The sequence below is a fragment of the Oceanispirochaeta sp. M1 genome (assembly GCF_003346715.1).
Lineage (GTDB): Bacteria > Spirochaetota > Spirochaetia > DSM-2461 > DSM-2461 > Oceanispirochaeta.
This window is the reverse complement of sequence record NZ_QQPQ01000044.1, coordinates 23,699-37,496: the sequence shown is the minus strand read 5'-3', so window position 1 is coordinate 37,496 and position 13,798 is coordinate 23,699. Positions and strand designations below refer to the sequence as shown.

The following is a 13,798-nucleotide window of genomic DNA, read 5'->3' as shown; positions in this document are numbered from 1 at the left end:
AATTGACTCTATGATTTTCCATTGGTCGTCAGTTGGTAATGCAGTGTGTTCACATTCTGCAGAGCTGACTGTCGAGTGGTGGAAACCAAGCTTGTCAGGTGGTGGAAGTGCTGGCGGGCGGGTAACATGATAGATGGCTCTGTCATTTTCAGATCTTTCGAATAATCCTTGATTGATAATGAAATCGATATCGGAAATAGATATCTTCCGGGATTTCATTCTGGTTATTGCATGCTTACTGATTGTGTAAGCAGAGCCGATGTAAATTTGTTTCATAAAAAACTCCTTTACCAGGGCTTCTAAAGGGGAGCTATGGAGGGCTCTGGAAGTATCTGGTTTGTAAAAATAATGATTATTTGTGTTTTAGTTTCGAACTTCTTTATTTCTTGTCTTCATTGCTCCTTCGTGATCAGGGATTCCCCCTGTTGAAATTAAATGGGCCTGACGTATCCACCACCAGGCATTCAGTAAGTGTTTTTTATGAGAACCGGTTGTATAACCCTTTCTCAACCTATTCAGTTCCTTTGCTGCATCTAGGGCGGCTTTCTGGACTCTTTCAGAAGGATCGTTTTCAGCTATCTTAAAAAGTTGAGGTGCATAATAGTGATTTCTCCCTTTTGAATGGATTCCCAGATTATTGATGGCATGGACATAGGCATACCTCCAGACTGGGTCCGGCTCTGGGTAATTCGGTGCCCATCCATCCCAGGAATCTCCAATATAGTCTGGGACGTGGTTGATCATTCTATCAGGGTTTATTTTATCCAATGGCTTCAGCTTTTTAATGAGAAACTCTGTCAGATCTCTTCGAATTTTCAACCCATTATCCTTATGTGTTTTATCAAGGATGTTGTGTATTGATCGGGCTATATTTTTATAGTCACTGTTTCTTTTGTCATTGAATACGTCCAGATCTGAGTTTAAAGTAGGTTCTTCAATGAATCTGAAAGATGTCAGTAAATTGCATAGAACTTTTGATGGGTCATCTACTCTTACTAAGATATAAGCTGACGCACTACAGGCATCAATAAAAGCAGAATCGTCTGTTTTTTCTTCAAAACCACGTAGAATCTTTCTTAGTTGCGTCAATTGATTCAGGGCAGCTTTCTTCAATTGATTTATTTGATCAGGAGTTATAAATGATATCTCATCTAAGGGGATTAGAATCTTCTCTATCAGAACCAAATATTGAGAAATGGAATTATTCTGTTCTTCCATTCGACTGGTCAGAGTTGTAAAGATTGTCAGTCCTGTTTCATTTAGAGCGTTCCTTCGTCTCCTTATTCCCATTTTAGGATCATCCATCCATTTATAAATGAGGCTGCTGATTTTTTGATACCGGTCAGATCGTACTTTATAAGTCAAACTTTTAGGTAGAATCTGTTCCAGAATAAAATCATTGATTTTTGCTTCTGTTAATGTGAACAAGCGGGAGTCATCTATTGAATAGTACTCAAAATATCTATTTTCAATGAGTTGCTCCAGAATGAAATTCTTTGAAAAGAAATCAGGGTTGAGAGCAAGTAGGGGAATCCAGGCATTATCATTCTGGAAACTTTCGTGGTTATCTTTAACATATGCCAGATAAGGCTGATAGTGCTTATGTATTAAAACGATACTGAGAATAGATGTTAGTATACCGTACCCATTATTCAATTCATTTTTTAGGGTCAGGTATATGTTCTCTACTATGGGATCGAACACATCCATAAAAGCAGGATTTGTTAAGAGCTTTAGAGTAGGGCTTTTCATGTCTCCCAGGAAATGAATAAACAGTTTACTAATATCTGTTTGTATATTGTCCGGATTAATGATGATGATTTCTGTCGTAACCTCAATTATCCACTCATACCATGCAAGGTAATCACAATTATCAAATCCTTCAATTTCAATATTATGAAAATTAAAGAAATCCTGAATCTGCTGTTCATCTTTTGAGGTTAATACAGCTAGAATAAGTTGTGAAAATTTTATTCTCTTTTCAGTATTGTACCATCTCGTTTCCGGGTATTGAGTCATTGGACCTGAATACAAAGAATTGAAAAAGAATAGAAATAGTATATTCCTGCTCGGTTCATATTTTACTGATAAATGAATGAGCAATTGATCTAAAAAAAACTCATATAATACCGGTGGTTGATAATTGGGAGAATAATCAATTACCATATGTCTCAGATCTTTTTTCAGCTCTTCAATAAAAGTATTTTCTGAAATTGTGTTAATAAGAGAAGATATGATTTTATTGATGAAAGCTTCTGCATCATTGACTTCATTGAAGAGAGAGTCGATCTGTTTCCATAGAGAATAATCATTCTGAAATACAGCATAAATCAGCGCTTTCTGGAAACCCTCATTATCTGCAATGATTCTATTCAATAGAAAGATCATTAAAGTTTCATATGAATGATCAATAATGGATTCAAGACCATCAAAACTGTCGGATAGTTGTGGTGAAGGTAAAAAACACTCATCTAACTGACAAGCAAACCAATCCTCCTTCTCGTCAGTGAAAGTGACAAAATCAGAAATGTTTTTAAAGACTTCCATTGTTGTCATCCCATGATACAACTGATCAAGAATAATCCTTCTTTCCTCAGTCATGTATGGGAGAATGTACCTGACATAATTTTTATCAGTAGAAAAGAATTCTCCGGGAATCACTTTGATAATAGAATTTGGATCTGCCAGCAAGAGAATAAAGTTCCTTATATTAACCGGCAAGTCGAATATCCAATAATTTTCAAGAGATAAGTCATGCAAAGTATGAGGGTTATTTTCCAAAGAACAGATAATTGAGCTGGTAATAAAAGGTTTTATTGGAGATATATCGTGGATTATTTTTAACAATTTATATTTGTCTGAAAAATCCAGATCTGAAAGGAAATTATTAATACAACTATTTCTTTTTCCGGCAAATAATTCCTGGAAAAGAAATGCATTTGTAGGCTGTGATAGGAAACAATTGAATTGAGAGGATGAAAAAACATCATACCAATCGAGTTGATTCAGGTACTGATCCTGGAGATCTCTGCCACAAAGCTCTAACGTATATGAGCTAAGACAAAAATAGAGATCGAATACAGAGTCAGCCGTTTTCCCAGGATAATCTGAAAGGAAATTATTAAGAGACATAAGATTCTTAAGTCTCGCCTCAACCTCTGAATCACAATCAATATTACAAATTGATTCAGGTAATAACTCTTCCAATCTTCTTAGAAGCCCTTGATTGAATATCCCAAGCTCAGGATATCCCACCTCCAATGATATTTTAGAATCATCGGGCATTACAAAATCATTCATTATAAACTCCAAAAAATGGTTTGCAAAAACATTTTTGGACCTTTGACTAAGATAAGTCATCAGCGGATGCATAATACGTGTTTCAGAGTATTACACTGTGAAGTCATTAGGACTTCTAATTCCAATATTATTATATATCCTTGTTTTATAAAAAAACAAGGAAAATGATGGATTCAGCTGATTTTTTTAACATATTCAATACCTGCACTTAAACCTAATCATTAAAAGTCTAAACTAAAACCTATAAATATGAGGTCTAAAGATTCGATTGACAATAAAAACAATGCCTTCAAACAATTAGTTTTTTTGTTAGCTGTCGTTTAGTATTAACCGACATTTATTATATGAGCCTCTATATTATTGCAGTTGTAGTTTTTTCTGTCTGTGTTTCACCTCTTCTTTACTCACGACTTTCAAGCAGAGCACAAACCAAGTATGTTGAAGTAAACAAAACACTCAAAGAATTATGCAATCAGATCAACAACTTATCTACCCTGGGCATCTATATAAAAGAGTCCCATCGGATACAGTTACAAAGCAAAATCGATATTGAGTTAACCGAGCTCAATTCAATATCATGGAAGCTGTTTGTTCGACGTAATTATAAAGCGGAAAACATGATTATCCAAAACTATATGGAACATTCAAAAAACATAATCAAAGATCTGAACAACAGGTTCATCGAACAAGAATTAGATACCTACGAAACCTTCTTTGATCTGATTGAAAAGAACCCACTCACTGCATCTCAAAGAAAAGCCTGTATCATCGATCAAGATAATAATTTAATCCTTGCTGGTGCAGGAACAGGGAAGACCAGCACAATGATTGGTCGGTCAGGATATCTGATTGAATCTAAAAAAGCTAAAGCTGATGAAATACTGATGATTGCCTTTGCCAGAAAGGCTGCGACAGAGATGCAAGATAGAATCTCTGACAGATTACAAGGCTGTCTAAAGTCAGACCATCTGCCAATAGCGAGCACATTTCATGCTTTAGGACTGAAAATAATCAGTGAGGTTGAAGGAATTAAGCCTAGTCTTAGTAAACTCTCTGAAAATGGTCTTCTGATGCAGAAGTTCATCGATGACACAGTCATCAGGCTTTCAGAAGATAAGAAATTTGCCAAGAAATATGTTCGATTCATGTTATTTTACAGATACCCTTGCCGTCTCTTAGATGAGTTTAAGACTTTAGCCGAATACAATAAGTATGTCCAAGAGAACAAGCTACAAACTATGAATGGAGAATATGTCAAAAGTTATGAAGAGTTTCAAATTGCAAACTTTCTTTTCTCATCTTCTATCAGATATGAGTATGAGATAAATTATAAGCACAATACAGCCTCCAAGGATTTCGGCCAATACAAACCCGATTTCTACTTAACTGATTACGGTATCTATCTTGAACATTTTGCATTAGATGAGGAAGGGAATGCCCCCGAGTTTTTTAATAAAAATAAGGAACATACATATGAAGAAGGTGTTGAATGGAAGAGACAGCTTCATCAGATTTTTAATACAACCCTGATTGAGACCTATAGTTATATGCAGCGGAATGGGGTGCTATTAGACATCCTTAAAGAAATACTGGTGAGACATAACGTCAAGATTATCAAAAAGTCAGTTCCTCAATTATTAAAAGAGATAAATGAGAACCGAGAAGTATCAGAATTCTCTATATTAGCTAAGAACTTTATTTTGTTAATGAAGCAAACTGCTTATACATTTTCAGATCTATATCAAAAAGCTGCCAAATTTCCAGACTCCACGCGCTTAGACACTCTCCTGGATTTGATGGAACCAATATACAACACCTATGAGCATGAACTCAGAAGAACTGAGGATATAGATTTTTCAGATATGATCAGAAAGGCTACAGCATATGTCTCTGAAGGCAAATATAGAAATCAGTACAAGCATATTCTTGTAGATGAATTCCAGGATATCAGTCCAGCAAGAGCGGGTTTGGTAAAGAGCCTCATAGAGCAAGATCCATCCATATCACTCTTTGTCGTAGGGGATGACTGGCAGTCAATATACAGGTTTACTGGTAGTGATTTGAACATGATGGTCAACTTTAAAGATGAGTTTGGCTATACAGCAAAAACCGTATTGGATACAACCTTCCGATTTAATGATCAGATTGGCCTTTGTTCATCTACATTTATCCAGAAGAACCCGTATCAGCTTAGGAAAAATCTTAATACGGTCAATATATCAGAAAAGCCCGAAGTCTCGACAGTGAAGACACAGTCGAACCTGAAAGGGCTTCAATTAGCTGTATCCAAAATAAGTCAGAACAATATTAAGAAAACAAAAGTCTTGGTCTTAGCGAGATATCATTACTTATTTAATGAATTCAGAGAGTCTGGAATATTAAACCGACTTCATCAACAATTTAGCAATGTATCTATTGAACTGATGAGTATTCATGCTTCTAAAGGTAAGGAAGCAGACTACGTCATTCTTGTTGGTTTACTATCTGATGAGTTACCAGCAGAGAAACCTATTGATGATATTCTTGAACTGCTTCTACCAAACAAAGAGTCCTATCCATATGCAGAAGAGAGACGGCTTTTCTATGTTGCATTGACGAGAGCAAAAAGGCGAGTCTATCTGATATTTAATCCTCTTGATCCTTCACCATTTATGGAAGAGTTGGAATCAAAAGATTACAACATATGTGAAAACGAAATCATTACTGGAGAGTATCCCAATAACATTCCACTAATCAGATGTCCCGATTGTGAAAGAGGGATGTTGTCAATTAAAAAAGGAAAGCATGGTTCATTCGTCGGCTGTTCAAAGTACCCAATGTGTCGTCATACTCAGAGTGTCTGTCCATTTTGTGATGCTGGAATCTTAATAGATTCTGGTGAATATAGAAAATGCACAAATCCTGGCTGTAATGCAAATATTCCAATATGCCCAAAATGTAGTGGTAGCCTGCTTGTCCGTGAAGGAAAATACGGTCAGTTCTTCGGATGCTCAAATTACCGAGGTGACGATATTCTGGCATGCAATTATACAAGAAAGATTAAGTCGTATACCAAGTGAGTTTTTTTTAAATGATTTGCAAAATCCTGAGAGGTGACCGTATCTTTGTTTTACAAATTGATTATTGAATAGCATCTCTAAGGTTCTTACTTTTTCCTCCATGTTACACCATACGCCCACTTAAAATATGTTAAGTAGGTGTAACACAAAAGGTGTACACAAAACAGCCTGTTTTGGTTGTTATCAGTAGTTCATGGAAAGTAACGGTTGTTTAAAGAAAAATGAAAATAAATAGTATAAATGCTTTCATTTTAGTGGTTTATATGTAATAGTTATTCTCAGTAGTAAATGGTTGTAGAGTAAGGAATTAGAGCTCGTAAAGCGTAGGTCGTGGGTTCAATTCCCACTTTTGGCTATATAATATCGATCAAGGAGCCTTTCAGGCTCCTTTTTTGTTTGCCCAGCGAAGCAGGCAAACCCAGTTTCTTGAAAGAAAGAGACATCGCCCTGATCAGGGGGAAGATAATCCGAATTGCAAGGGCGTTGCTGGTAACGGCAGGGTCTGAAGGAAGCAATAGGAAGTGAACGGTACATAGCGAAAGCAAACCTGATTCGGCATCTATCTCAATTTGGGAAATCATGTACAGATGTACCTGACAATGCCGTTAAGAATGATGCATTTACCAAGGACAAATTATTCTCAACTCTCAATAGTATTATCGCAAGTGCAAACATCTTAATAATTGCAGGAATATTTGATTATCAAAGTATCCTGTAATCCCATAAACAATATATATTCACTGCTGATGAACCAATTTCTGTCTACTTGAGATAGGTTATAGGAAATTATATTTTAAGTGAAAAAACATATATTATTAATTCATGAAATATATGGGAAAACAAAGAATCTGTTAGAATTAAAAGCTCTTCTGGAAAAATCAGGCTTTTCAGTTTCTTTACCTTCTCTTTATACAGATAATTACAGCGGATTCGATGAAGCATATTCATATGAGAACTAAATAGACAGAAGCCTGACATGATTATCGGCAGTGGGTTTCTGGGTGAGTGTTAAGTATTTTCAATTGCATTATTTAAATCAAGCTCTCTTTAGATATAAATATATATGTCCAGCTAAAGCTATTGTGAATAAAATTACGGTTATATTTTGATTGGGAATATTTATGTTAATAAGAGAAATGAATATTATTTTACATACAAGAATGGTAAAGAGAAGAAGAATACTAAATCTTGTACTTTTGTTCTGGAAGATCATTACAATTATTAGATACAAAATATCAATAATACTCATTACCAGATAATCATAGCTATGATTGTATATACTTACGAATCTATATAGAGCATTTATTATCATTAGTAGTACAAATAAGACCTGTATAACAAACCATGTTTTATTTTTAAGACAAACCATTTTAATCCTTCTTACTTGTTTTTAGCTTATCACCATCACTTGGAATCTTAGTTCTGTTTGTACACCAGGGATCTCTGGAGATGATTTAGATAAAACTTCAACTGCTACTTTTGCAACCACCGAGCATTAAAGTAATACAAACCTAACTCCTTGTAGACGGAATGCTAGTTATCGGTATCTGATAAAACTATTCGGGCCACATACCACGAAGGCACTCATCAATATCCATATTGTACTCGAGAGAGGATAGCAACTGCTGACGCTCCTTATCAGAAAGTTTATATTTAGAACTAAATTCACTTAACTTTTCTATTGATATACTCTTCTTTAAGAATCTATGTATTAATATGGCATTATTCAGATAATGGATTCGTTGATCAGGAGATAAATCATCTTTCCCCAATATTACTTCATAGCTAAATAGTATAGGATTGAACAAAGACTCTGCTTCAGAGAATTTCCCTAACTTTATGTATAGAGTGGCTTTATAATAATTGTTTATAGGATTCTGGACCTGCAATGAATTTATCGCTTCGTCATATTCACCCAGTTTATAATAAAGTTGTGCTCTATTGTAGTAAATACTCGTTATTACTTTTGCTTCATTCTTAGTCAGCAAATTATCAATATACCGAATTCCGTTCATAATCTCATCAAAATCATTGCTTCGCGAAGCTTCCAGACCGAAAACACGAGAGTATTCAGAAAGGACATCCTCTTGCTGAGTCTCTGCCCATGTAGCAGACAATAAAGAGCAAAGTATTAAAATGATAATTATCTTATTTTTCATTATTGATTCATTCGTTTTACCGGATTATCAATATATTCATATGAACTGATGGCTTTATCTACAAATGCAATTGTGGCTCTTCTAAGTCGTAATTTCTTTATCAATGAAAAGCTCCTTGGAGTATTGCAAACATTCTCAGTAGACTTCTATCCGTTATCAGCAGTCAGTCTCTGATATTATTTTAGAATATTGAAAAGAATCCTTATATCGACCAAAAGGATGAACTTTCACCCTCTAACAGCCCTTCTCCTTCCTTATCTTGATCCCAAGCCAGAATATCCCGACGCTCTGCCTCACCTTATCCATCCCTGACTCCTTCAGCATTATGCTGAAGTTCCGGTTGCTCCTGGGCCTCTCATGGTTCTCCTCACACCAGGCTGTGTACTCCTTGTAAAGCACAGAGGACTGGATCATCTGCAGTTCATCCCTTTCACATTTTTCTGCCAGGAACATCTGAACATCACTCATCTCTGTCTTGTATTCGTCAGTGGCATCACTGATGGCCACGGCGCCGCCCAGTCCCTCTCTCTGCCAGCGGAGGCAGCCTTCGACCATCCAGGAGAGGATGCCGGGCATCTCCTTCTCCAGCTTCCCGGTGAGCTTCTTGTCCTGCTTCTCTTCGGAGAAGGTCTGGAGGAAGGGGATCAGCTTTATCCGCCGCCAGATGGCGTGATCCATCCCGCCGATCCGGGGCTTGTGATTGGTGGACATGACGATCTTGAATGTGGGAATAAACTGGAAATACTCCCCGTAGAGGAATCTTGCACTGATCATGTCGTTTCCCGTGAGTCTCTTTATCACAGACTCTGCCAGGCGTCCGTAGAGGATAAACATGGACTGACAGGACATGTCAACTGTGAGGGAGCAGCCCAGGAATCTCTGTATAAACTTGATCAGTTCCTTGTTGTTATCAAAGATATCCTTTAAAAACTGCTTCCAGTGGGGGCAGAGGGCTTCCTCATTGTAGGGGACAGGAGAGTACTTTGTGATCATCCTCTCCCTGTCATGGGGGGAGAGACGGCCTGATTTCAGGTCGATAACACCGTTGGCACAGTTAAAGAGAAACTGATCCTGGTCCAGGGCATCCGGAGCAATTCTTATCCGGGGATCAGAGCTGGTTGTGGCCTTACAATTGGATATACTCATTTTATAATTAGAACTCAGCTATTTCTCATTATTTTTGAATCTTCAAATATTCTCTTCTTTTTTTTCAAGTTAGCTCTGATTGACAGAGGGTCAGTTCCAAGATTCTACCAGCATTTTATGAAAGGAGTAGGGGAATATGGAAATCATCATAGTCACAATGTTGTATTTAGACCCTTGTCCAATATGTCAAAGAATAAAAGCTGTAACCTATTTTTTAGTATTTAATTTTAATACGAGATTACCAAAACCCACAGTTCTAATGTTTGATAATAAATATACAAATGTTCCATACCAATTGTATAAATAATGAAAAATCATAAGTAATAATGACTCTATTAGACCTTTTACTTTATTATAATTATGAAAAACATATATATAAAAAACTGAATTCTCCTTGACTCGATAAGTAATAACAATATATTAATATCGATATGTTAGAACAAAAGTCACAAATAAAAATCAGAGCAAAACTTTACATTGCTTCCTCAATAGGGTTTCTATTACCTCCACCGGTATGGATATTACTTAGAATCTCCTCTGGAATCATCACAAAAGATCAAGCAGTAAAGATGCTTACACTCCCGGCAACTCCTGTGATAAGCCTGATTACCATGCTTCTTACACTCTTTATGGTTAAGAGGATAACAGGATTTTTAATTAAAAACTATAATTCAGAAGAACCAGAGATACAAAGAAAGGCAAGTAACTATGCTGCAGGCATACTACCTCTGTTCATATTAATTGAGGGAATAAATATCATTGCCGGGCCTGTTTTTCTGACCCTTGCGGTTCTTGGAAATAATTCGGTACTTATTCTTACGGCTGTAATGCAGGGACTTGGTTTAATTGCATTGATTATCCTGCCTCTTTCTTTGTATATAAATATTCAGGTAGAACAATTAGCATCCTGGTATACTGTGACCCGCCAGAATTTGACTTTACCGATGGCCTTTAAGGGCTTTATTGTGACCCTTGTTCCATCAATCCTTGGAATGGTATTGATTCTTGGTTTCAATATTGAAGTAATGGATTTCATATCTTCAAATGAGTTAGTTTTTGAGGAATCAATAAGTATTATTATAAAGCGTAATATTTTTCCAATAGTTCTATTGCTCCTTGGAACAATAGTTACCGCACTGCAGTATAATAAATCAATAATAACACCTGTGGTCAATTTAACTCGTGGAATAGAGAAAGCAGGGAAGGGTGACTTTAGCTCATTTGTTGTAAGAGGATTACAAGACGAAGTCGGATTGGCAGTTGACTCTTTTAACTCTATGCAAAAAAAACTCTCTACAAGCCTTAAAGCAATGGAAAATCTTATAAAAGAGCTGAATCTCAATGGTTTGGATCTTCAATCGAATGTTGATGAAATTGCTGCTTCCACAGATGAGATGAGGGCTAGTGTTGAGAATGTTGATAATCAACTCTTAAATCAAAGTAAAACAATGGATGAAACTTCTGCAGCTGTAGAACAGATAACAGGGAATATAGACTCTCTATCAAAATCCATTCAGGATCAATCAGCAAATATAACACAATCTGTAGCTACAATCGAAGAGATGCTTGCAAGTATAGCCAGTGTAGATAAAACTAATAGTTCAGTAGTAGGCTACTTAACAGAATTAAAGATTATTTCAGAGACAGGGCGTACCAACATGAAAAATGTTGTAACCCGCACAGATCTTCTTCAAAATAATGCAAAGAAGCTTACCGATGCTAATAAGCTCATCGCGGATCTGGCCTCACAAACGAATCTCCTGGCAATGAATGCTGCAATAGAAGCAGCTCATGCAGGAGATGCCGGTAAAGGGTTCAATGTTGTAGCTTCAGAGATAAGGAAACTAGCCGTAACGGTTCAGGAACAATCTAAATCGATTGATCAAGCTCTTGTTCAGGAAATAGAAATGGTAAAAGGTACAGTTGTAGCTTCACAGGAGACAGAATCATCCTTTGGAGTCTTACAAACAAATATTGCCAGAGTTAATGATGTTGTTGAAGAAATAAGTCATGCGGTTTCAGAGCAGAATGCTGGTGGGCGGGAAATTTCAGAAGCTTTATCCAACGTGACAGAGATTACTGAGAATGTCAGGCACGGTTCTCAGGAAATGAATACTGGTACTGGCCAGGTTTTGAGTTCAATAAGCAATCTTACAATGATTACTACGACCATAAGACAGGCTATGTATGAGGTTTCAACAGGTATGAAAGAAATTAATCAGGCAATGGTATCAATTCAAGAACAATCTTCAAATACAACTGAAAAGATGCAAATTATTTCTGAAGATATTGGTCAGTATAAACTGAATACTGAAACGGAATAGGTGAGGTCAGTATGGTTGAAGAGGGCCATTTATTATAGATTCAAAATAATATAATAAATAAAAGGATATGATCTATGATTAATTGTAGTGATGATGATTAAATCATACTCCTGAATTCTCTCATTAAACGTTCCACAGAGAATTGTTTCTTTATTGGAGATATTGAAAATTTCAGTCTAAATGAAGCATTTTTAGATTTATGGAAACCAGATAATAATTTAAATTCACTACTAATGCGCTATTATAAATATTTTTGCATATCTGCTACAGGTAATGATTCTATTGAAGAAATGGCAAATATAAGAATAAATTACCCTGATGCAATAATGGTGAGTGGTCTGGAAAACTCTATATAACAACTTCAAAAAATTGTGAAATTTAAGAATATAAAGCAATCGTATTTGTCAGAGTTAGAAAAAGAAACGTTTAGGACAGTCATAACGAATCTGAAACCTCTAAAGGCGACTATTAACGAAATAGATGAATTATTTAATTTTCAAAAGAGTATAGATGAGTTTGATTTATCTGATGACGCCCGTGATAGTTTTGGAAATGAAATAATAACTAATACAGGTAAAGTATATTATATCAGAGTAAATGTATAAGAAAATTGGGTTTATAGATGTCAACAAATGGGCAATGTATACTAAACTAAGAATAATAAATCCATGTATCAAAGATTTGAAATCGTCAATGGCCAGGATGTCGAATTAAGTCGAAGTTCTAAAGACCCTGCGGGCAGAGCAGAGAAAAAAAGATATTGCATGATCACTACCATTCCTCAGTTTTTCTTAACTTTCATATATGGCAGCTATATCATGGATTCTACGCTTCATTTCTGTGCGGATATGTAACGGCTCTAAACACTCACATTTATCCCCAAAACTGAAAATAATATTGTAGTAGTATTCGTTCTCGATGAAAGGAAAACTAACAATCCAATGCTCATCACCCTCTGGTGAAAAGTGTTCATATGTGCAGAAATCAAGCACCCTGTCCATGACAGATTTATGAATACGAATTTTGATTGTTGTTTGCATCGTTGCAAAAACTTCAGCAAAATCTAACTGCGGTTTTTGATAATCTCGTGGTGTAAAAAAATCATCTTGTATTTTTAGGTTTGATGTGCGGGATAGTTTAAATACGCGAAAATCATTTCTTTTATGGCAATAACCGTGCAAATACCAATGACTACTTTTCAATACAAGCTGATACGCCTCGGCTGTTCGTACGGTTCTATTTCCGTAGCGGTCTGCATATTCAAAGGTCAGTAGCTTGCTTTCCTGTAAAGCTGTTTTAATAATTTCTAAATAGGGTTGTATGTTCCTGTTACCCATCCACGGACTTAAATCTATATATATTTGATTTGTTTTTATTTCAATGTCTTTCGATTTGTCGGCGGGGATAAAACTCTTGACTTTAGCAAGGGCGCTTACCAGTTCATCACCTCGTATCATGTTGGAAAGACTGGAAAGCCCCATCAAGATAGCGGAAAGGTCGGCAGTCGAAAAAACCTTTCTATCAATCTTGTACTTCTCCATGATTTCAAAGCCGCCGCCCACTCCTGATGTTGAGCGAACAGGAATACCCGCCATGTTGATAGTGTCTATGTCGCGGTAGATTGTGCGGGGTGAAACTTCAAACATATCTGCTAACTCCTGTGCGCCTATACGCTTTTTATCAAGGAGTATCATTATAATGCTAACAAGCCTGTCAACTTTCATCTGATAGCCGCCTACTAAAAGTTTCTTATTATCAATATGGATTGTTGCCATACTGTTGTCAACAATTACCTCGTATAATAACAAAG

8 protein-coding genes are annotated in these 13,798 nt (G+C 36.2%); 3 read left to right on the top strand and 5 right to left on the bottom strand.

The annotated features are described in order from the left end of the window. Positions 1-276: DUF4258 domain-containing protein (locus DV872_RS21875; protein ID WP_114632104.1), on the bottom strand; the 276-nt coding region annotated here is incomplete at its 3' end. An 87-nt stretch (positions 277-363) separates the two neighbouring features. After that, the gene (locus DV872_RS21870; protein WP_147283238.1) at positions 364-2,601 is read right to left on the bottom strand and encodes a hypothetical protein; all 2,238 of its coding nucleotides are present in this window, start codon (positions 2,599-2,601) and stop codon (positions 364-366) included. Positions 2,602-3,644: 1,043 nt separating this feature from the next. Between DV872_RS21870 and DV872_RS21865 the strand changes: the two genes are divergently transcribed. Then, positions 3,645-6,359, top strand: coding sequence for a UvrD-helicase domain-containing protein (locus tag DV872_RS21865; RefSeq protein ID WP_114632102.1), 2,715 nt, complete (start codon positions 3,645-3,647; stop codon positions 6,357-6,359). A 797-nt stretch (positions 6,360-7,156) separates the two neighbouring features. Continuing rightward, positions 7,157-7,318 carry a dienelactone hydrolase family protein gene (locus DV872_RS21855; protein WP_114632101.1) on the top strand — a complete coding sequence of 54 codons (162 nt, stop codon included), beginning with the start codon at positions 7,157-7,159 and terminating at the stop codon, positions 7,316-7,318. 597 nt (positions 7,319-7,915) lie between these two features. Here DV872_RS21855 and DV872_RS21845 read toward each other — a convergent pair. Together DV872_RS21845 and DV872_RS21840 are read right to left on the bottom strand one after the other, a co-directional pair. Next, positions 7,916-8,518 carry a M48 family metallopeptidase gene (locus DV872_RS21845; RefSeq protein ID WP_114632099.1) on the bottom strand — a complete coding sequence of 201 codons (603 nt, stop codon included), beginning with the start codon at positions 8,516-8,518 and terminating at the stop codon, positions 7,916-7,918. Between the two features lie 234 nt (positions 8,519-8,752). Beyond that, positions 8,753-9,664 carry a phage/plasmid primase, P4 family gene (locus DV872_RS21840; RefSeq protein WP_114632098.1) on the bottom strand — a complete coding sequence of 304 codons (912 nt, stop codon included), beginning with the start codon at positions 9,662-9,664 and terminating at the stop codon, positions 8,753-8,755. A 431-nt stretch (positions 9,665-10,095) separates the two neighbouring features. Between DV872_RS21840 and DV872_RS21835 the strand changes: the two genes are divergently transcribed. After that, positions 10,096-11,988 carry a methyl-accepting chemotaxis protein gene (locus tag DV872_RS21835; RefSeq protein ID WP_114632097.1) on the top strand — a complete coding sequence of 631 codons (1,893 nt, stop codon included), beginning with the start codon at positions 10,096-10,098 and terminating at the stop codon, positions 11,986-11,988. Between the two features lie 791 nt (positions 11,989-12,779). On the opposite strand, the gene DV872_RS21825 is transcribed toward DV872_RS21835, so the two are convergent. After that, positions 12,780-13,763: a YafY family protein gene (locus DV872_RS21825; RefSeq protein ID WP_230391643.1), complete on the bottom strand. Its 984-nt coding sequence runs from the start codon at positions 13,761-13,763 to the stop codon at positions 12,780-12,782. Positions 13,764-13,798: the final 35 nt, after the last annotated feature.